We start from the raw sequence: 21,404 nt of genomic DNA, 5'->3' as shown, positions 1-21,404 counted from the left end.
CCTACCTACGCTTCTGTAACAACATCATCGGCTGTATCTACAACATCGACCGTATCGACAATATCGGTCACTTCAATTACCTGAGCCTCATCTTTGCGCAGAGTCAACTCATACCCACGTACGGTTACCTCAATTGGGTCACCAAGTGGTGCGACCTTATGAACAAGAACCCTTGTACCCTTAGTAAGGCCCATGTCCATAATACGGCGCTTAATTGCACCAGTGCCTGTAAGCTTGACTACTGTGCAAGCTTCACCAACGTTAACATCGCGAAGTGTTGGCATATTCCTTCCTTCCATCGCGTCACTAATACACAAATTAAAAGCTATCTATAAGGTAAAAGCTAATTTACATAAATGTGAGATGCCATTTTGCGGTCAAGTCCAAAGGTGGATCCCTTGATGCCTACAACTACATCGCCATTGATGCGGGATAAAACCTTAATCTCAGCTCCCTCTACAAAGCCGAGCTCTGAAAGATGCTGACGCATAGACGGTGAGCCTTTGATACGGGCAACATGCACAATCCCACCATCATGAATGAGCGATAAGGGCATTTGTGGTGTAGCAGAAACAGAGGTACGCGTACCATCAGTAAAATTGCTACTCATTTCCTGCTCCAAACAGATATACCTACTCCTAATCCACAGTAACATTGATAGTGTTAACTTGGACTGAGAGACAATGTTAACCTGATTAAACACTAATGGCAACCGTGGTTAACTATTTTTATGTAATAATTTTTGCGCAGAGCGGTAGGTAAGAGTGGGTTGTCGTTAAATTACACCCCCGCTTTCTCCTGTAATGTTACGAGACTCAACAAGAACCATATTGCCCTAACACCACGAGAAGAAGTCATTGAACGTGTGTGTACAAACGATGCTCTTGTATACACACTCCTAACCATTAACTAAAAAGCAACGCTTACGAGTCTTCTACCTCCAATAATCGAAAAACGCTCCACTATATCGCTCAGATTTATACGTAATTGATATATTTGCGCTATGACAACAGACTGAAACAGCAAAGAAGCTAGGTGTGCTATGAGCGCAACAACCATTGGAGGCAATCAAAAACCTGAGTCCATTACCGATTCTCTGGTAGTGCTTCCTCGTATAGAGAGTGAGACCGGTTCCGCATACGCCTACCGTGTATTGGAATACAACATTCTCATGCTGCACATGACTCCTGGCGCATGGATACGAGAACGCCTTATTGCCGATAAGCTCGCTGTATCTCGCACGCCTGTTCATGAAGCAATTGGCTTGTTGCGCGATCGCCGTCTGGTTGATGTGGCACCCCAAAGTGCCACCCATGTCTCCCTTATTAGTATTGATGCTCTACGACAAGGCATTTTTTTGCGCTCTGTTATTGAACCAATAATTATTTCTCAGCTGGTAGGCAATGTATCTGATGAGTTCTTACAAAAACTAAACAAAAATATTCAAGTACAAAAACAGCTAGTAGAGAGCTCTGCAGATATTTATTTATACACTCAAGTTACCAGTGAGTTTTGGGAGTTGCTTTATACTGCGGCCCACAAAGGCTATCTGTGGGAATTGCTCTATCAGGCGACGGTGCCCCTAGAGCGTCTGCGTTATATCCTGCTTCTTACCAAGCTTATAGAGCCCAATACACACTATTGTCAGCAGCTGTATAAGTATTTATATCTGGGAATTAATGACAGTATTGGTATTAACCAAGCTATCCAATCAGAAATTAACAGCTCAGTACAAAAACTTGATGTTGTTATGGAACGGTTCCCTCAGTACTTTACTGATGCGCCTACCTTGTAGCCCTACTGATACCCCTGCTTCATAGCACAGCGAGAACAACATAAAAGAGAAAGAAAAATCCTGTAGCTCACACTGAACCACAGGATTTTCTCGGTATCAAACTAATGCCCAAAGCCTCTGTTCAAAGCTCAGGTTCAAAGCTTATATCCAGACGTGCCCGCAAAGTCGCTGAGATCATCTGCAAGGTCGTTTAAGGCTAGCGTATACGCAAAGATACTTCCTTAAGCTGTTGCGTGGAGACTTCACTCGGGGCAGCGCTCATAAGATCAGAGCCGGAACTCGTCTTAGGGAATGCCATAACATCACGAATGGAATCACAACCAGCTAACAGCATACAAACGCGATCCAAGCCCAAGGCAAAACCACCCATAGGAGGAGCACCAAACTCCAGGGCTTCCATGAGGAAGCCAAATTGCTCACGCACGCTGTGCTCATCAAACCCAAGCTTCTCTAGAATACGCATCTGAAGAGCAGCGTCATGAATACGCATGCCACCGCCGCCAGCCTCGTATCCATCCATGACAAAGTCGTAGGTATGAGAACCAATGGCTAAAGGATCGCTATCCAAAAGCTCAATTTGATCCTCAAGTGGCTGAGTAAAGGGCTGATGTTCTGCCGCATAGGCTTTGCGGTCCTCATCCCAGTGGAACAGGGGGAAGTCAACAACCCACAAGAAGTCATGACCTTCTCGCTTGATGTCCAAAGCGTTAGCCATGTGTGTACGCATGCCGCCCAAAATGGTATCCGTATCAAGACGACTACCCACAGCAAACATGACCAAATCTCCTGGCTCCACTTCCATAGCCTCACGTAGATTTGTCATCTCTTCCTCGGAGAAGAACTTTACAATGGGGCTGGTAACAGAACCATCCTCGCGAAATGCTATGTAAGCAAGACCCTTGGCACCAAAACCAGCGGCAGCATCTGCGAGCTTATCAATCTGAGCACGAGGCCACTTGCCAGCGCCCTTGGCATTAAGAGCCTTGACGTATTGACCATCGGTGGTAGCGGCGCTACCAAACAACTTAAATTGAGACTGAGAAAATATGTCACTCACATCATGCAAGGTCATGTCAAAGCGTGTGTCGGGCTTATCGACACCATAGGTATCCATGGCATCCCAATAAGAAATACGACGCAAAGGCACGGGCATATCTACGCCCACCTTGGCAAAGGCACTGGACAAGATCTCTTCCAAAGACGACATCACGTCGTCCTCAGACACAAAGCTCATCTCTATGTCCACCTGGCTAAACTCAGGTTGACGATCCGCACGCAAATCCTCGTCACGGAAACACTTTGCCACTTGGTAGTAGCGCTCAACACCGGCAACCATAAGCATCTGCTTAAGCAGCTGAGGCGACTGTGGCAGCGCATAAAAATGGCCAGGCTGCACGCGGCTGGGAACCAAGAAGTCGCGAGCGCCTTCGGGCGTAGACTTAAAGAGTGCCGGAGTTTCTACTTCCATAAAGTCTTGGTCATGGAAGGCTTGACGCAACGCAAAAGTAAAATCAGAGCGCAGTTGCAAATTGCTCATCATGTGAGGGCGGCGCAGATCCAAATAGCGATAGCGCAAACGCACATCCTCAGAGCTGTCCAGACGATCCTCAATGGGGAACGGAGGCGTCTTTGACGTGTTGAGTACCTCAATTTCTGATACCAGTACCTCAATATCGCCCGTTTGAAGCTTGGGGTTATTCATACCCTCTGGACGACTGCGGACAATACCAACCACCTTGATGGGCCATTCAGAACGGACCTTCTCGGCCTGATGAAATGCCGAACCACCAGAGTGATCAGGGTCAAAAGAAATCTGGGTTACACCTGCACGATCGCGCAGGTCAATAAAGATAAGCCCGCCGTGATCACGACGACGCCACACCCAACCAGTAAGGGTTACCGTAGTTCCAATATCGGAGCTGCGAAGCTGACCACAGTCGTGCGTGTGCATAGAATGCATAGTGTTCCTTTCGTCTGGATCACCCCGTGTCGGTCCGGGTGACCTATACCTTCAGACGACGCAACCGGCGTAGACAGCGTGAGTTGCGCACATTTTTCCTATGGTAGCAGCATACAAAGGCCTTCATACCTAGAACAAAAAAGAAATGAAACCTCTACGCTTGCGCTACCTTCTACCTAACTAACATTCCGTTTCCCGAGAAGGTCTTACAGCCGTGAAAGATACGCGCATAGAGCGGTAAGATTTGGGTAATGGAACTTGTCCCTACTAGGAAAGGACCAACCATGGGAAAGAGGGCTAGTGAGACTCTGGATTTGGATTACGATGCACTGGTAGATTACCTCCATACCAAACACTCCATTTACATGAAGGTTGGCAGCGCGATGTATTACCTTACCGATGCAAACTTCCAGGCATGGAGGGCTCAAGACACCAGTAAACGCAATGAGAAGAACCACTATATTGATTGCAGTGACCTTGTACCTACGGTAGATGAATTTCTTGCTATCCCCTTTGTTGGCGGAAATACCATTAAGGATGTATTTGATTCTGCCAAATTTTATGCTTCGGTTAAAGGTGAGAAGGAATAGCGCACTTCGACTTTCGCACGTATGCGACTAACATTATTACACGGTAGCGCACTTCTCACACAAAAGCTGTCCTCTTGTTATATACACGAGGGCAGCTTTCTTGTATCTATCTCACACTTTGCAGCCGCTATGCATAAACGCTGTCACAATGTTTAAATTAAAAGCAATTTGACATTTTTATGTCCTTAAAAATGTTATTTTCTACATTCTTAAGTCCTTATTTTTGTAAATATATGCAAAAATAAGGATGTATTTACGACTGTATGCCTAGCACCACAAAGAGAGAACGCACAGCATCAATACAAGAGATGAGGAGGTCAGGCACACTATGGATAGATTTCTTATGACTCAACTGCTGGATTGGAAGAATAGTCCTCATCGAAAGCCTCTTATTTTAAATGGTGCACGCCAAGTGGGAAAAACCTGGCTCCTTAAAGAGTTTGGTAGACTCAATTTTAAAAACATTGCATATATCAATCTTGATGTTAACGCCGCGATGAGAGAGCAATTTGAACAGGGATATGATGTATCAAGAATTATTTCTGCCATTCAGTTTGAGACAAACCAACCAATCATAAAAAATGAAACGCTTATCATCTTAGATGAGATACAAGAATGCCCCAAAGCACTCACTTCGCTTAAGTATTTCTGCGAAGACGAACCCGAATATGCAATAGCAGCCGCAGGTTCTCTTTTAGGGATTACCCTTCATAAGGGTACAGGTTATCCTGTTGGCAAGGTTACGACCCTGGATTTATATCCTTTAAGCTTTCGAGAATTTCTTGTAGCAACACAGCACGCAAACTTGTGTAAGCTTATCGATACTGCCGATGTTGCCATGATTAACTCATTTTCCAGCAAATTAATACCGCTTTTACGTCTGTACTATTACGTTGGAGGTATGCCTGAAGCTGTTAATGCTTTTTTAAATCGAGGATTGCCTGAAGATGCCCGTATTGTGCAAGGAGACATACTACGGGGTTATGAATTTGATATTTCCAAACATTTGAGTGGAATGCAAACAGAATATGCTCTTGCCGCGTGGCATTCTATACCTGCTCATCTAGGTAGAGAGAACAAGAAATTTGTTTTTGGTCATGTTGCAAAAGGAAGCCGTGCTAAAAACTATCAATCTGGTATTACCTGGTTAACACAGGCTGGCATTGCCACTGCCGTACAACGTATATCCAAGCCGGGTTTACCCTTACGTCCCTATATGGATAACACTGCTTTTAAATTATTCTTATCAGATGTTGGCTTGTTGAGCGCCATGTCTGGCCTCGATAGATACACCATTATCGATGGTAATCGTGTCTTTACGGAGTTTAAAGGTGCTCTTACCGAGCAATACGTGTGCCAACAGCTTATCAGTGAATGCGGTCTTACACCCTATTATTGGTCTGCAGAGAATTCCCGCGGTGAAATTGACTTTCTCGTTCAAGACGCAAATATGATTTGCGCCATCGAAGTGAAGGCGGAAGAAAATTTGCGATCAAAATGTCTTCGTTCATTTGTCGATAAAAACCCAGAAGTTTTAGCCTTGCGATTTAGCCTATCCAACTACCGAAAACAAGATTGGATGCGCACCATTCCTCTGTTTGCCATTTCTAATAAAAAGTTATGGACTATGTAATGCCTGCTTTATCACGATTTCTTTTGCAGCTGCCCTTTATTAAGGACAGCTGCTTCTACGAACTTTCAATTTCTTTTTGTGCATGTATCGTTATGCGTACGTAACCATTACTGCACAGGACGCGTTGCCTCATCGGATTCTGCAACCTCAGTTTGACCCATCACAATGTAGTCATTGTCGCGTTCAAGCTCTGGCAAATATTGTTCCAACCCGGATTCAGAAGCAATCTTGTGCGGAGACTTGCGCGAATAGGCGCTTACCAAGGCAGCAGACTTCTTAATGGCGTTAATGGTACCCGCTCCCGCAACACAACCACCGGGACAAGCCATACCCTCAAGCAGATACCCATCATACTTGCCCTTAGTGGCCGCCTTCATAAGCGAGCGGCATTCTTCTAAACCATCCGCCGTTTGTACGGCAACCTCCATCTCTGGATGCTCAGACTGGATAACGTTTTTAACCGCTGCTGCTACACCTCCGGAAATAGCAAATGCACGGCCATTGTGAGAAGCTACGTTAAAGTCTGAGTTGTTGTCATCTTCCAAGCTGGCATAATCAATATGTTTTGCTTCCATCATGCCCGCTACCTCTTCAAAGGTTAGAACAAAATCAACCTCTGAGCGCACGGATTTTCTCATAGCCTCAAGCTTTTTTGCGGAACAAGGCCCAACAAAAACAATCTTTGCATCAGGATGTTCGCGGCGAATCATGCGCGCAGTAAGCGTCATAGGCGTAAGCGCCATACTTACATTGCTGGCATACTTTGGAAATTCCTTTTTTGCCATAACAGACCAAGCAGGGCAGCACGAGGTAGCCATAAAGGATTGCTTTTCGGGCACCTCTTCCAAAAACATATGTGCCTCTTCTACAGAGCACAAATCTGCACCCAAAGCAACTTCTTCTACACCGCTAAAGCCCAGTTGTTTAAAGGCTTCACGCAACTTTCCTACATTGCCTTTACCACCAAACTGACCGACAAAGGAAGGAGCTACTGCAGCGATGACTTCCTCGCCACAGTGCATAGCCTGTATAACTTGAAAGATCTGGCTTTTATCGGCAATGGCACCAAATGGACAGTTAACTAAACACTGACCACACGACACACACTTGTCATAGTCAATATCTGCATGACCGTTCTTGTCAGAAGAAATGGCGTGCATGCCACATGCTGCACTACAAGGACGCTCATGGTGAGCAATGGCATGGTAGGGGCACACCTCAAAACAACGCCCGCACTTGATGCACTTTTCCTGATCGATATAGGCCTTTTTGTCCACAAAGCTAATGGCACCTTTGGGGCAAATTTCACGACATGGATGCGCCAAACAGCCCTGACAACCATCGGTTACTCGATAAACGTTGTCCGCACAGGCATTACATGCAAACTTAATAATGTTAATAAGAGGAGGTTCATAGTACGTCTCTGGCTTCAATGCAGCTTCAATACCATCTGTCAGTGGCGCAGGCTTATCAATGCCTTGCAAAGGTAGACCCAACGCCAAACGAATACGCTCGGCGACAATAGCGCGCTCCAAAAATACGCTTTCTCGGTATGTAGCAATCTCACCGGGAATAATCTTGTAAGGCAACTCTTCCAAACTCGTCGCTTCATCATCTGTGTTGCCGTAAGCAATAGCCGCAACTTCCCTAAATACCTTGCGGCGAATTTCCGTTAGATTGGTATACACTCCACGCATGGTATTACTCATGTATCTCTCCTCCCCTTTAGATCCATGAGTTCTTTGCTGTACATCATAGCAAGGCTTGAAACAGTTAGACGACGATAACCCGTAGCATTACAAAGCTTTGAGCGGGTATGGTCAAAAAATATGACTATGTAATAAAATCTAAGTCACAAAGTAGTATGTAGAGCAGTGCGTAGGCGACCTGCAAAAGCTTGAGCACAAAAACAGCTTCCTGTAATCAAAAACTGAGGAGGATGCTTACTTATGGATGCCAACATTAAAAAAGTTGCAATCAAGGTTTTTAATCTGCTCTTTATTGTAAGCATCATTGCCTATGCAGCCTGTACCTTTTATTTCCACACCAATATGTATTTATTCCAATGTATAGCAGCAACAATGGCAACTATCGTTGCTATAGTGCAGCTTAAACAGGAAAGAAAAACACTCACAAAGGCTGAAACTGTTGTTAATGTCATTCTCACAATTTTGTTAGCCTGGTATGCCATCGAGGGACTGGTCCACCTCTGGTAACGGGACAAAATGTAACTGATTTTACGGTGTAAGGGATAGTACTCAATTCAGGGATGCCACCATAGTGACATCCCTAGTAATTGTATCGAGAAGAGACAGCAGCTTTTTGTAATATATGCTTAGGCCTAAGCACGCGCCCCGGTCTAAGCACTGCGCAAATTAGCAGGTAGAGCGCTGGCTAAAGTTCTGCATCATCTTCAAACTCAGCACCGTATATAAGTTCAATAACTTCATCGATAAGCGCATCTTTTGCAATGCTTATTTGTTCATGTGTGTTCATATTGCGCAGGGTATAGCTGTTATGCGCAAGCTCATCTGCACCAATGATCACACATACAGAAGCGTTGAGCTTATCGGCCTGTTTGAATTGGCTCTTAAGCGAGCGACCCTGGTAGTCTGCCTCTACGCGCAAGCCGGCATCACGCAGAGCAAGGGTTGCTTCAAAGACGGCAGGGCGCTGCTCGGGAGCTGCACAAGCAACATAGACACAGCTGGGCTCATCTCCCTGCAGGTCAACACCCTGGGCTGCCAATGCAAGCACGATGCGCTCAAAGCCAACAGCAAAACCAACGCCAGGCGTGGGCTTACCGCCCTCAAGTTCCACCAAGCCATCGTAACGACCGCCGCCACCAATAGCGCCAACACCCGCATCCAGCACTTCTACCTCAAAGACCGTGCGGGTGTAATAATCTAAACCGCGTACCAGCGTAGGATCTTCCACATACGCGATACCAGCAGCATCTAAATATGCTTTTACCTGTGCATAATGCGCTGCACAGTCCTCACAAAGATTATCTGTCACCAACGGAGCAGACTGCATAATCGTATGGCAGTGCTCGTTCTTACAGTCAAAACTCCGGAGCGGATTGATCTGTGCACGCTCAAGGCAGTCTTCACACATTTCATCTTTGTGATCATAAATAAACTGCTTGACCTTCTCGCGATAGGCGGGACGACAAGACAAATCACCCATCGAATTGATTGACAAGCGCAGCTTGGACATATCAAAGCCTAAGCGGTAATAAAATTCCATGAGCATAATGATGCACTCGGCATCTGCTGCAGGATCCGGAGCACCCAACCACTCAAGACCAACCTGATGAAATTGACGCAGACGACCCTTTTGCGTACGCTCACCGCGAAACATTGGCTCGGCATACCACAGTTTTACTGGCGAGGAACCTTGGGGCACCATGTTGTTCTCCACAACGGCACGTACAATACCAGCGGTTCCCTCGGGACGTAAAGCAAGACGTTGACGTGGCTTAAGGCTGTTCTCGCTGCCCTCCCCCAGCAGTCTTTCTAACAAAGCACCCGATACAACGCGGAACATTTCCTTACGAACCACATCTGTGGACTCACCAATGCCATGGACAAAGGTGTCCAGCTGCTCAAGCGCTGGGGTTTCTATCAGGTCAAATCCATATGTATCAAAGAGCTCATGCGCAATCGCCTGCATATATTGCCAAGCACGCATGTAGCCGCCATATAAATCCTCGGTACCCTGAACTTTTTGAGCCATGATGACCCCTCTCCTGCACCTCTAGTGCATCTCACAGCATGGCCACAAATGTATAAGCGGATGCCAACACACCTTCCATGCTGATTGAGGATGAAGTATACCCCTAAAGATCTTTCTTTCGACGATCGTTTGTGAGTTCCACGAGCGTGGTATAAAAGCTTTCGATAACGCTCCACACGTGGTCCGTTTTAAGCCATGCCGCTGATACCTTGAAGCGCGCCCGATCAGACAGCTCAATGGTACGCAAATCTGGATTGGGATTGGACTGCAACTTTACCTTAACCATTTCCTTGGGACAAAATGCTGCGCCCACCCCACGCTGAGCAAGTGCAAACAGTGTTTCTGAGTTGGTTGAATACACGGCAACGTTAGGCCTAAAGCCAGCAAGCTCAAATTCAAGACGAGCAATCTTGCCGGGGACGTCCTTCTCGCCTAGCAACAAATAAGGCAACTCCTTGAGCGGCTTGAGACTACCGCTGCGCTTTACCTCCGCTACCTTAGCCTGGGCATCATCTCCATACAATGACTGGAGCAGCTGATTGGATACCACCAGCGCAATGTTTTCTTCATACAGATCACGCACAATCAGTTGAGACTGCGCAGAGCTTAACGTGCTGACTGCCATATCTATGCGACCCTCTTTGAGAAGCTCGATAAGCTCGGTATTCTCGCCTTCGTATATACGCACACGAATGTCTGGATACTTGCTGCGGTAACGCGTGATAGCATCGGGCATAATGATGTGGCCGCGAGTAGAGGCAATGCCCACACCTAACAGGCCTCGTTTATCGCCTGCGATGTCATCAAAAACATGGCGCAAATCACGCTCTTGGTTTCTAAAGCGACGCGCATAGTTCAAAAACTCCTGACCCGAAGCCGTAAGCGAAAGCGGAACTCTGCGATTAACAAGTTTTACGCGCAACTCTTTTTCTAGCGCCGCAATATGGGCAGAAAGCGTTTGCTGGGTGATATGCAGACGCTTTGCAGCCCTTGTAAAACTCTGCTCTTCTGCGATAGCCACGAAATAGTCCATACTTTGGAAATTCATAGATGCCGCCTTTTCACAAACCGTTCAGAGACAATACAGCACCGTTTACGTATTGTTTTGTACCGTTCTGCACGCTCATTGCCCATTGATTACTGATTACAAGTACTTTTTGTAACTCATATCAATATTAACAGTTGGACTCACTATATATTCGCTCGTATCTTATCAGGTGCAAGAATAATTCGGCAAGAAACGAGCATTCGGGAGTTGCAACAGTCTTATGGTAGAAACCATAGTTCTTATCGCATTTGCGTCAGTTCTTATTTCAGGAATCATTATTGGAACCCCCCTTCTTACCTCACTTCTCATTGGCTTAGCCTTATTTGTAGGATATGGTCTCTGGCGCGGACATTCTGCAAAAGAAATACTGCATATGTCCTTGTCTGGAGTAAAAACCGTTTCACACGTACTCATCTTGTTTGCCATCATTGGCATGCTCACGGCAGCATGGCGTGCAGCGGGAACCATTCCCTACATCACAAGTTGGTCTGCTGTATTGGTGAGGCCTTCTACCATTCTTGTTGCAGCATTTTTGATTTGCTGCGGCATGAGCTTTTTGTGCGGCAGCTCTTTTGGCACTGCAGCAACTGCCGGTGTTGCTTGCTTTACTATTGGTCAGGTTATGGGTGCTAACCCTGCTATGTTGGGCGGAGCTATCTTAAGTGGTTGCTTCTTTGGTGATCGCTGCTCTCCTATGAGTTCTTCAGCAGCCTTGGTTGGCAATCTTACCCGCACCAATGTCCAAGATAATATTGGCCGTATGATGCGTACCGCACTTGTTCCTCTTATTTTGACTTGCCTTGTCTTTACCCTTTTGGGCATGAGCGGTACTGGTGCATCTATGGCTCCTGATTTTGGTCAGAAATTTAGTTCTGTCTTTACCTTGACTCCTCTTGCATTGATCCCCATTGCTATTGTGCTTGTCTTTTCATTCCTGCATGTAAACGTAAAGAAGACCATGATCGTAAGTCTCATGAGTGCTCTTGTTATCTGTGTACTTGTGCAGCGTATGAGCATTCTGGACATTCCTAGTCTGCTGCTCTTTGGCTTTAAAACCACCGATCATGCCATTGCCTCTATGGTTAATGGTGGCGGCATCATGAGCATGTTTCACTTAGTCTGCCTTGTAGGTGTTGCTTCCACCTACTCTGGCATCTTTAACGGTACTGGTCTTTTGGATAATCTTCGTGGCATGGTTCAAAAGATTGCTGAGCACACCACACCCTTTATTGGTGTTTTGTTAACCGCAATCATTACCTCTATCATCGCATGTGACCAGGTGGTTTGCATCATGCTTACCGCTCAGCTGTGCGACGGGTGTGAGGGTTCTAACAAAGCACTTGCTTTGGATATTGAGAACAGTAGCGCAGTCATTCCCGCTTTGGTTCCTTGGTCAACCTCTGTCATTGGTATTCTTGCCTTTGTTGGTGCTCCTGCTACCAGCGTTCTCTTTGCTCTCTATGTTGCCTTTATTCCTGCTTGGACTATCGTGCTTTCTATCTATGAGCATCGTCACCCTGAATTTGTCGAATCAAAAAGCGCACAGCTCATGGGTCTTGCACGCTACGACGATGTTCGTTTGGCCAAGGAGAGTTTGGCTGCCTAAGATCTACCGTTGTATCTCGCACCAAACTTCTCAAGAGAACATTCAAGAGAATAGAACTCATAAGAAAGCCCGATTGCTCGCTATAAGCAACCGGGCTTTTTTGTATAGAGCATCAAACGCACAACAGAGCATGAAACGTATGCTAGGCGCTCTTCATAACAACAGAGCGAACAACACCGGCGGTATGATCACAGGCATCCATACATTTTTCCATGATCTCAAACATCCTCACCCATGCAAGGGTATATCTACCTGCCTCTTCATCAGTAAACAAACGACGCATGGCATTTTGATAAATGACGTCGCCCTCATCCTCAACACTACCAATAGCAATGGACATCTCCATTACCAACCTGTCAGTCTTGTAATTGGGCAGGTGATCGATCATGGTTTTAACCTCATCCACCGCACGCTTGGTAAGACGAGCCATTTGGGGTGCCTCTTTGCGCATATCACTAATGCTAAACAGATCAAAAAGCATAGCTGCAGCATTCATATTATCGATAATATCGTCCATAGCAAACGCTAAAGCAGAGATATCTTCTCGCTCAAAAGGCGTGATAAAGGAAGAGTAGAGCTCCTTGAGAATATGAGAGACCTTCTGATCGCACTGATTTTCATATACCTTCATCTGAGGGATATGAGACTCCGACGCAGGGTAATCCTCAAAGATGGTTACGTACTCATCGGCGGCATCAGACAAGGTCTGAGCAAGGTCCTTGAGCATGGTATAAAACTGATCTTCTTTCTTCATGCGAGGCATGTGTTCTCCTTAGAACAATATGAGGAATACCTTAGCAAGGGCAAAACCGATAAAACCACATCCAGGAAAGGTGAAGAGCCATGCAAAGGCCATTTCCTTTGCTACACTCCAGTTAACTGAACGGGGATTTTTTGCTGCGCCCGCCCCCATCATAGCAGCGGACGAAGTATGGGTGGTAGAAACGGGCAAGCCCGTAAGCGTGGCCAAAAGCAAGGCACAGGTAGCGCTCAAAGACGCTGCAAACCCCTGGTACTGCTCAAGCTTTACCATATCCATACCAACTTTTTTAATAATGCGCTTGCCGCCAATTGCGGTGCCAATTGCCATAATGGCAGCGCACAACACCATCAGCCAGAGCGGAAACGTTGCGCCATCAGGGCTCATGCCCTCCGAGAACAACACAGCGAGCATGGCGGTAGACATAAACTTTTGTCCATCCTGAGCACCATGCATGGTTGCCATACCAGCAGCACCAACTACCTGCATCTTACGAAACCACTCGTTTGCTTGTATGCGGTTTGCATTACGACACAAAAGCGGAATGATCTTGGAGAGCGCCCAGCCCGCAAAAAAGCCGAGCAATGTAGAAAACACAAGGCCGTAAATAACCTTAATCCACTCGTGCGCATTAACGCCACCAAACCCACCATGAACCGCCAAAGCAGCACCGGTCAAGCCGGCAATGAGCGCATGACTTTCGGAGGTGGGAATCCCAAACACCCATGCAATAGATGCCCAGGTTACAATGCCTACCGTTGCGGCGGCCAGCGCAATCAATGCAGCATGGGTATCACCGCCAAAATCCACCATACCGCTTATGGTATTTGCGACCGCAGTAGAAATAAACGTCATACCGATAAGGCCAATGAAGTTACATACGACACTCATGATAATCGCAGAGTCCACGTTGATTGCACGGGTACCAACAGGTTCAGCGATTGCATTTGCGGCGTCGGTTGCGCCATTCACAAAAATGGTGCCCAGCACCAAAAACATAACTATTGCTAAAAAGGGATTGGTCTGGAGCATGCCAATAAACTGCCCAAAATCAATCATATGCTATCTCTCCAAGAGTTGGACGGCTACAAGCAAAAAGAGCTGTTGTGCAAGTGTACGGGAAGATGCACTCCGCCACAAGAGCAGACTTCACTTTTTGCTACTTCTTATAGTACCGCACAACAAAAAGGCTTATTACAGAGAGCAAATAACCCTATCGGCGGCCATCAAATGTCTGACCACCGATAGGGTTATACGTACTTTGAACAAACGCTTATGCTCTTGGTTATGCATACATGGAACAGCTACCTGCTCCCATTTGCACGTCTCACAACAAAATTCCACTCTTACTGACTATAGTAGCTCAGGAAATCAGCAAGTTTACCCATAGCATCTTCCAGAGTTTGTAAACGAGGCAAATAAACAATACGGAAATATCCAGGAGTCTCCCAATTAAAGCCTTTACCATGCACGATAAGAACTTTTTTGTCGCTCAGCAAATCAAGAGCAAAGCGCTCATCGTCAGTAATGTTAAAGCGTTTTGGATCAAGCTTGGGGAAGGCATAGAAAGCAGCTTTGGGCTTAACTATACTAACGCCAGGCATGTCCTTGAGGGCGTTGTATACATATTCACGCTGATCATATACGCGCCCACCAGGAATAAGATAATCCTTAACACTCTGGTGTCCACCCAAAGCGGTCTGAACAATGGACTGTGCGGGAACATTAGAACACAAACGCATGTTAGACAGCATGTTAATGCCCAACATAAGATCGCGCGCGGCTCGTTTATTGCCGGAAAGCGTCATCCAACCAATGCGGTATCCAGCCACCATGTGGGACTTAGAAAGACCATTGTAGGTAATGCAGAACAAATCCGGAGCAAGAGAGGCAATAGAGACATGCTCTTCCCCATCCATAACCAAGCGGTCGTAAATCTCGTCTGACAAGAGAATGAGTTGATGCTCACGGGCAATCTCTACAATTTCTTCCAGCAACTCACGTGGATACAAGGCACCCGTAGGGTTGTTGGGGTTGATAATGACAAGAGCCTTGGTGTTAGACGTAATCTTAGAACGGATATCATCCAAGTCCGGATACCATTCCGCTTTCTCATCGCACAAATAATGTACAACCGTACCGCCTGCAAGAGTGGCGCAGGCCGTCCACAAAGGATAATCGGGGCTCGGAATGAGAATTTCATCACCCGTATCTAAGAGCGCAGACATGGTCAGGTTGATAAGCTCAGAAACACCATTACCCGTATAAATATCTTCCATTTGCACATTGGGAATATGCTTGATCTGGTCATACTGCATAATTGCTTTACGTGCCGAGAAAAGACCGCGGCTTGCAGAATAGCCTTCGGTATCCGTAAGCTGGTCACGCATATCTGCTACAACTTCATCAGGCGCACGAAAACCAAATGGTGCAGGATTACCAATGTTGAGCTTCAAAACGTGAATACCCTGATCCTCCATGCGGTTTGCCTCATCCACTACAGGACCGCGGACATCATACAAGACGGAATCGAGCTTACTGGACTTCTTATATTCGCGCATGATTGGTGCCTCCGTTGATGCCTTGGACAAACTTGAATGCTGCAACATACCTTGAGAATGAACATCCTTGCTTGCTGTAGGTACACCCGTACTGATTTTTGCTTCCTCAGCAGCAGTAAAGTTAAATGAACTGATACCCATAGGAATGCCCTGTTCAAGCCAACTTGAACTTACCTCAAGTTCACGTGCCAAAAAATCAAGAATCTCTTGACGGGGAATTGTTTTGCCACTCACATACTGAGAGAGCTGACTTTTTCCAAGTTTAACGCCCTTAGCTGTAGCGATGCGAATCAGATCCACTTGCTTGAGTGATTTGTTCCCCATGGCCTGTTTAAGACGCGTTGCAAAAGTTGTTTGCATGTCACTCCAAAGTTGCCGATATGCTTATACGGATGCAGGTACGAATACAACAAGCACAAGTTCAATTTATCCCACAGATAAACAGACTTTTCTCTCAAAAGTTCAATCTCTGTGTACATAAGTTCAACTTAGGAATTAGAATAGCACTACTGTGCAGTAAAAAGTTCAAAGTAGTTCAATTTATATACGATTAAGAAGAATTACGTGCTATCTCCATGACTAGAACATTCCATGCAGATAGCACGTTAAACAAGCAACTGAATATCCGAATATGGGGAGGCAGCTTACGCCTTAGAAGCTGCAGCCACCACCAATAGTGCAGCTAGCGCCTTCTGGCATAGTATCTGCAGGCTCCACTGTTTTCTCGGTAGACTCTGTGGCAGCAGATACGTCATAGGTCTTGGCCAGATAAGCGATGATGTCGCCGGACTCATACAGAGCATTGCCATCAATAAACAGACAGGGAACTTGGCGCTTACCGCCGTGCTCTACCAAAAAGTCACGATCTTTATCAGACTCAGAAATGTTATGCAGCGGCAATACGATATTGTTGTCCTCCATGAAGGCTATGACTTTGTGACAGAAAGGACAGCCATTTTTGATATAAAGCTGCAAATCAGAGCTTGCCATGATATCTCCAATCTTAAACGCGAACGCATGTGAGGTGCTGAGCGTTTTGGTTGTACGTTACTGCCGTTATACCCAAATAGAGATGATCACAGTGCTAGTAGTGCTGGATAGTTTAACTAGTAATTAACTGTTCGCTTAACTGTAAAACAAAAAAGGTAGACAGCGATAAGCCATCTACCTGTGCAAATATGGAGCCAGCTACCAGACTTGAACTGGTGACCCCCGCTTTACGAGAGCGGTGCTCTACCAACTGAGCTAAGCTGGCGTGCGACTGATAACTATACGTATAAATCGCTTTTCATGCAAGGCCTTATCACAAACTACAATAAGTGAAGTACACCACGAACCAAACGTTCAAAATCATCCGCATGCTTCTCGGCCTGAATACGAATAGTCTCGTGATCAACCGTGGGATCACCCGCATCATTGGTAGCCAGAGTCAGGCCAAGCACGTTCATACCCAGCGCATGTGCCATGATGACCTCACACACGGTGGACATACCCACATAGCTCACACCAAAGCTGCGCAACACATTGACTTCAGCAGCGGTTTCAAAGCTTGGGCCAAGCGTGCCCGCATAGACACCCTCTTGTAGCGTAATGCCCATATCCTTTGCAACCCCCTTGGCTAGTGAGCGCAAATAAGGAGAATAGGCATCCTGCATGCCTACAAAGGGCGTATCAAGATCGCGCAGCATATCCTTATCAGCCAGAGGATTTGCTCCGGTAAAGTTGATATGGTCTGTCAAAACGCCCAAACCAGGACGAGCGTTGCCGGAAACCACGCCAGTAGCGCACGCAAAGATAATGTCTTTGCAGCCCAAATGATGGGCATGACGCACCAGTGACACAACCTCAGCCGCAGAGTATCCCTGATAGAGATGGATTCTGCCAGGATAGACCACAACGGGTACACCATCTACCGTACCAACAGTTGCCTCAAACTTGTGACCGCTTACTGGTTCTGCCGCCGTAGGAAAGCCATCAATATCGTAATAATCAATGCGGCGGACAGGCGTTACTAAACTTGCCAGATGACCTAGGCCTGTACCCAAAATAATAGCCACGGGATGCTCGACCGAGGGCTTAACGTCTTGCAGTACTTCTTCTGTAACCACGCAAATCCCCTCCTGTTTTAGTAGTTGAGTAAATATTCCATCACCTGAGGCCAAATTGCCCGTAAAACTCCCGTCAAAGACCCTATTTACTCCGCAAGAGGGACTTTTTGCTTTAAGGATAGCAATGCAAAGGTCAAAATCCTTTACGCGCATAAGTTCTTGCTGTGCGCCTTTTACAAACTCATTCGTTACGTCCGTACCATCTTTAAATACCACGCACGACCCTCGTTGCTCTGCTGGCGGACGAGGCACAGGCAGTTGAGCGGCAAGCTCTGGACAAATAGCAAGCGTAGTTGTCTTACTAGCAAAGTCTACGACAGGCTCACAGCGCTTAGCTCCCCCATCATAACGGCAACGCGCGCCCAACAGACAGCTACTGATAAGTGCACGCATACCATCCTCCTTGAGCTTCTCGATAAAAAGAGACGGGAACCAAAGCCCCCGTCTCTGTACTGTAGCGTATGTATTAAGCATTCGCTGTAAAAATCACACTTAGGAAGTCAGAGAGTTGATCTGGATAGAGGCCTGAGAAAGGCGCTCGTTTACATACTTAGTCCACTTAGCGTTGACATTGGAGAACTCAGCGGAGTACTTCTGGTATGCAACACGATACGCAGCCTGTGCCTGCGTGTAGGTTGCAGAATCTGCACTGAACTTCTCATCCTTAAGAACGGCGTAGTATGCACCGTCCGTCTTAGCCCAGTCACCCTTATCGGCATCCCACTCGTCACCCAGCAGATCAATGATGTACTTACCATACTCTGCAGTGGCGGTATCATTGTTGCCATCCGAAGGAGCGGTCGGTGCGGTGGGGGCGGTAAGCTTATCAGCCTCCACAATCTTGTCGCGCAACTTCTTTACTGAAGCGGACTTCTTAACAAGCTCCTTGACTTGATCCTCGGTCATAGAATACTTAGAAGCCAAAGCCTTGAAGTCGCTGGTCTTGAGCGTGGACTCTGCAAAGGCCTTGATGTCATCATCAGATACCTGGATGCCCTCTTTTTCTACCGCATCTGCAAGGATCTTATTGCGAGCAACGGCAAGTACGCTGTCTGCAGAAGGAGCGTTATACTCACCCTTGTCATTCTTGGCAGCGTTAAGGGAGCTTGTTGCCTCAATTGCCTGACGAGCAGTGATCTTCTCTGTCTTACCCTTATAGGTCATGGTACCTACTACGGAATCCAAGTCCTTCTCGCTCAGCGTGGTCTTGCCAGTAGCAGAACCAGCGGAACCAAGGGCAAAATGACCAATTACGCCACCCAAAACCAAGGCAAGTACGACTACAAAAATGTAAACCGGCAAAGAAACAGACTTCTTTGCAAAGGAAGAACTCTTCTTGGAGGAATTCTTTTTAGCGGAATCTTTCTTTGTAGAATCCTTCTTAACAGGATCCTTCTTCATGGAATCATTCTTTGCAGAATCCTGCTCAATAGGATCCTTCTCTGTAGAATCCGTCTTTTCGGGCTCTGTCATACACGTACCTTTCATTAGAAATAGTGCATACAAACGTTACTCGGGTAATAAGGCTAACACGACCGCCATGTCGTGTTGTGTAGCATCAATGAACATTCATAGAGCGAGAACAACCTCTATTTATTCCTCGTTAAGCTTAAGCTCAGCTGCCTTTTTCTTTGACGCAACCTTAGCGCGCTTTGAGCCTTTAGCAGCTGACTGAGTTTTTGATTTGGTAGTTTTACCCGTCTTTGCAGCCTTTTGTTTTGTGGCATCAATGATATTTTGCGAGAAAGACTGGATGTAGCCATGAGCAGACTCTGCGTCAAATGCTACACGCTGAACCAGGGCATCGCGTACATCGGCAGCAATATCTCCCTGTGCAAACTCAAGCAGGCAGGCCAGCATATCACGATATTCGGCATCACCATGGAAGCATTGGATGGCCTCATCCAACAAAGGCCATGCTTTCTTAGAGCGTGCGCTCGATGTTGATCCTACGCGGGTGAGCATGCGAAATGCAGACAGGCGCACCGTGGAAGATGCTTCGTCAAACAATGAGTCCTCGGCTCCCGCAAAGGCACTGGCTACCTTATCGGGGTTCTCGGCACACAAGATGGACAGCGCGTCCAACACTTCCCAACGGGTCTGTGCCTCGGGAACACGTAAGGCCTTTACCAGGGCATCTACGTGTTTTGCCATGGCAGAACTGTCCTGCCTGGTGATCGTAGCCAAGGTATGAGCCGCTTCTTGACGCTCACGACGCACAGAACCAGAAAGTGCATCAACAAGCTGCTCAATCTGCTCGGAAGAACTATGAGACATACTACATCCCCTTACGCACTTATATCTCGTATCACAACGAGCAGGACATCCTACTCGCAAAAACCGTCTACAACAGCTGTTCCACTCTTTTGATCAGTATGAATTTTAATAAAACCGTAAGAGCTTGCTTCATTGAGAAGCTTGGTAAAACTACGGTACCCAAAACTGCGCTCTGAGAACTGTGGACGCTTACGGCGCATGGTGCTTTTAAGCTGCGATGCAAAGATGGCAGAGTCACTCTCCGACTGCACGGCATCAATGGTTTCAAACAGCAGCTGATAGCACTCGTGTTTCTCGGCAGGAACTTTAGCGGTGAAGTCAGGAATACGCCCTGCGCTCATAATGTCCTCGTAGTACATAAACTCATCGCAGTTTTCTGCCAGCAAGGAACTGGTGGATGCCTTCATGCCCACACCAATGACTTGTTTACCAAACTCCTTAAGCTTAGATACCAAGGGAGAAAAGTCTGAGTCACCCGACAAAATGGCAAAAGTATCAATGTGCTCACGATTCAAGCACATCTCTACAGCATCCACAGCCAAGCGAATATCTGCAGAATTTTTGCCGGTAAATGCACGATCAGGGATCTCAATGAGCTCTATGCCCAACTCATGCAAAGGCGTTATTGCCGTATCAAAGCGCTGCCAATCACAGTAGGCACGCTTTACTACAATCCTGCCCTTATCTACCAAGCGCTCAAAAATCCGCTTAACTTCAGGGGCGGGACCGGGCTCTTGATGACCATTACGCTTACGTTTACCTGTACCGAGTGCCAAGTTCTCGTAATCGATAAACACGGCCATAGAGCTTTGACTTATATCATTCACAAAAAGGACTATCCTTTCTTGGATTCTTTGGACGTCTTGGAATCGGAATGAGCGGGCTGCTGCACACTCATCAGTTCTGGTTCAGGACCTTTGCCTTCTTTCCACTTACGCCGCGCTTCTCTGCGAGCAACTGATTGATGATCTTGTGCTGCAGCTACGTGGCGCTTATTGGTGTTGAAGAGCTGGTCTACAAACTTCCAAGGACCAACAGACTCACCAAATGCAATTTTAAAACCAGCCATCCCTCCGGCAATCATACCAAAGCTAAAGGCGGCTAAGGTAGTCCACCCTGTTACCCACACAAGACTAGACAACACAACGCCAGCCATAAACCAGGCTATGTTTGCTAAAAGGTAGTCACGACGAGTCACCAGTTTGTAGCCCCATGACTCAGCAAGGTGCTCGCCTAAAACAGTGCCAAAAACAAAAAGCACCAGCGCAACAATGGCAACTCCAAAACTGAGGTTGCTTCCTGCGGCTTGTTGCAAAGAATCTCCCACG

20 protein-coding genes and 1 tRNA gene are annotated in these 21,404 nt (G+C 46.7%); 5 read left to right on the top strand and 16 right to left on the bottom strand.

The window, feature by feature from the left end:
* Nucleotides 1-5: 5 nt before the first annotated feature.
* Together HMPREF1091_RS02845 and HMPREF1091_RS02840 are read right to left on the bottom strand one after the other, a co-directional pair.
* On the bottom strand, nt 6-284 hold the full coding sequence (locus HMPREF1091_RS02845) for a FeoA family protein (protein WP_002563328.1): 279 nt from the start codon (nt 282-284) through the stop codon (nt 6-8).
* Between the two features lie 59 nt (nt 285-343).
* Nucleotides 344-610, bottom strand: coding sequence for a FeoA family protein (locus tag HMPREF1091_RS02840; RefSeq protein ID WP_002563327.1), 267 nt, complete (start codon nt 608-610; stop codon nt 344-346).
* 432 nt (nt 611-1,042) lie between these two features.
* Here HMPREF1091_RS02840 and HMPREF1091_RS02835 point away from each other — a divergent pair, with 432 nt between their 5' ends.
* Entirely contained in the window at nt 1,043-1,795 is a 753-nt protein-coding gene (locus HMPREF1091_RS02835) for a GntR family transcriptional regulator (protein ID WP_002563326.1), read from the top strand.
* 196 nt (nt 1,796-1,991) lie between these two features.
* On the opposite strand, the gene aspS is transcribed toward HMPREF1091_RS02835, so the two are convergent.
* Nucleotides 1,992-3,755, bottom strand: coding sequence for an aspartate--tRNA ligase (aspS, locus tag HMPREF1091_RS02830; RefSeq protein WP_002563325.1), 1,764 nt, complete (start codon nt 3,753-3,755; stop codon nt 1,992-1,994).
* Nucleotides 3,756-4,039: 284 nt separating this feature from the next.
* Between aspS and HMPREF1091_RS02825 the strand changes: the two genes are divergently transcribed.
* Both HMPREF1091_RS02825 and HMPREF1091_RS02820 read left to right on the top strand, forming a co-directional pair.
* Nucleotides 4,040-4,345, top strand: coding sequence for a hypothetical protein (locus HMPREF1091_RS02825; protein ID WP_002563324.1), 306 nt, complete (start codon nt 4,040-4,042; stop codon nt 4,343-4,345).
* 328 nt (nt 4,346-4,673) lie between these two features.
* Nucleotides 4,674-5,978, top strand: a complete 1,305-nt coding sequence (locus HMPREF1091_RS02820) for an ATP-binding protein (RefSeq protein ID WP_002563323.1) — start codon at nt 4,674-4,676, stop codon at nt 5,976-5,978.
* A 107-nt stretch (nt 5,979-6,085) separates the two neighbouring features.
* Here the strand turns inward: HMPREF1091_RS02820 and HMPREF1091_RS02815 are convergent, their stop codons facing one another.
* Complete coding sequence (locus HMPREF1091_RS02815) at nt 6,086-7,687, bottom strand: 4Fe-4S dicluster domain-containing protein (RefSeq protein WP_002563322.1); 1,602 nt, start codon at nt 7,685-7,687, stop codon at nt 6,086-6,088.
* 240 nt (nt 7,688-7,927) lie between these two features.
* Between HMPREF1091_RS02815 and HMPREF1091_RS02810 the strand changes: the two genes are divergently transcribed.
* Nucleotides 7,928-8,194, top strand: a complete 267-nt coding sequence (locus tag HMPREF1091_RS02810; protein WP_002563321.1) for a hypothetical protein — start codon at nt 7,928-7,930, stop codon at nt 8,192-8,194.
* A gap of 178 nt (nt 8,195-8,372) precedes the next feature.
* On the opposite strand, the gene hisS is transcribed toward HMPREF1091_RS02810, so the two are convergent.
* Together hisS and HMPREF1091_RS02800 are read right to left on the bottom strand one after the other, a co-directional pair.
* A complete protein-coding gene (gene hisS, locus HMPREF1091_RS02805; protein WP_002563320.1) occupies nt 8,373-9,716 on the bottom strand; it encodes a histidine--tRNA ligase in 1,344 nt (447 codons plus the stop codon).
* Between the two features lie 103 nt (nt 9,717-9,819).
* Nucleotides 9,820-10,764: a LysR family transcriptional regulator gene (locus HMPREF1091_RS02800; protein ID WP_002563319.1), complete on the bottom strand. Its 945-nt coding sequence runs from the start codon at nt 10,762-10,764 to the stop codon at nt 9,820-9,822.
* 220 nt (nt 10,765-10,984) lie between these two features.
* Here HMPREF1091_RS02800 and HMPREF1091_RS02795 point away from each other — a divergent pair, with 220 nt between their 5' ends.
* Nucleotides 10,985-12,370, top strand: a complete 1,386-nt coding sequence (locus tag HMPREF1091_RS02795) for a Na+/H+ antiporter NhaC family protein (protein ID WP_002563318.1) — start codon at nt 10,985-10,987, stop codon at nt 12,368-12,370.
* Between the two features lie 142 nt (nt 12,371-12,512).
* Here HMPREF1091_RS02795 and HMPREF1091_RS02790 read toward each other — a convergent pair whose 3' ends face one another.
* The 10 genes from HMPREF1091_RS02790 to HMPREF1091_RS02740 form a co-directional block, all read right to left on the bottom strand.
* Nucleotides 12,513-13,133 (bottom strand): DUF47 domain-containing protein, encoded by a 621-nt coding sequence (locus tag HMPREF1091_RS02790; RefSeq protein ID WP_002563317.1) that lies wholly within the window; start codon nt 13,131-13,133, stop codon nt 12,513-12,515.
* A 9-nt stretch (nt 13,134-13,142) separates the two neighbouring features.
* A complete protein-coding gene (locus HMPREF1091_RS02785) occupies nt 13,143-14,189 on the bottom strand; it encodes an inorganic phosphate transporter (RefSeq protein WP_002563316.1) in 1,047 nt (348 codons plus the stop codon).
* A gap of 287 nt (nt 14,190-14,476) precedes the next feature.
* Nucleotides 14,477-16,051 carry an aminotransferase class I/II-fold pyridoxal phosphate-dependent enzyme gene (locus HMPREF1091_RS02780; RefSeq protein WP_002563315.1) on the bottom strand — a complete coding sequence of 525 codons (1,575 nt, stop codon included), beginning with the start codon at nt 16,049-16,051 and terminating at the stop codon, nt 14,477-14,479.
* Between the two features lie 291 nt (nt 16,052-16,342).
* Complete coding sequence (locus HMPREF1091_RS02770; protein WP_002563314.1) at nt 16,343-16,681, bottom strand: glutaredoxin family protein; 339 nt, start codon at nt 16,679-16,681, stop codon at nt 16,343-16,345.
* Between the two features lie 189 nt (nt 16,682-16,870).
* Nucleotides 16,871-16,946, bottom strand: a tRNA-Thr gene (locus HMPREF1091_RS02765).
* A gap of 55 nt (nt 16,947-17,001) precedes the next feature.
* A complete protein-coding gene (locus tag HMPREF1091_RS02760) occupies nt 17,002-18,192 on the bottom strand; it encodes a purine-nucleoside phosphorylase (protein ID WP_002563313.1) in 1,191 nt (396 codons plus the stop codon).
* A gap of 99 nt (nt 18,193-18,291) precedes the next feature.
* On the bottom strand, nt 18,292-19,272 hold the full coding sequence (locus HMPREF1091_RS02755; protein ID WP_002563312.1) for a SurA N-terminal domain-containing protein: 981 nt from the start codon (nt 19,270-19,272) through the stop codon (nt 18,292-18,294).
* A 120-nt stretch (nt 19,273-19,392) separates the two neighbouring features.
* On the bottom strand, nt 19,393-20,076 hold the full coding sequence (locus HMPREF1091_RS02750; protein ID WP_002563311.1) for a hypothetical protein: 684 nt from the start codon (nt 20,074-20,076) through the stop codon (nt 19,393-19,395).
* A 50-nt stretch (nt 20,077-20,126) separates the two neighbouring features.
* On the bottom strand, nt 20,127-20,903 hold the full coding sequence (locus HMPREF1091_RS02745) for an NYN domain-containing protein (protein WP_002563310.1): 777 nt from the start codon (nt 20,901-20,903) through the stop codon (nt 20,127-20,129).
* Nucleotides 20,904-20,911: 8 nt separating this feature from the next.
* Nucleotides 20,912-21,403, bottom strand: a complete 492-nt coding sequence (locus tag HMPREF1091_RS02740; protein WP_002563309.1) for a hypothetical protein — start codon at nt 21,401-21,403, stop codon at nt 20,912-20,914.
* Nucleotide 21,404 lies beyond the last annotated feature (1 nt).

This window comes from Atopobium minutum 10063974 (assembly GCF_000364325.1).
Taxonomy (GTDB): domain Bacteria; phylum Actinomycetota; class Coriobacteriia; order Coriobacteriales; family Atopobiaceae; genus Atopobium; species Atopobium minutum.
Note: the sequence above shows the minus strand (reverse complement) of the source record. Positions and strands in the feature narration are given on the sequence as shown.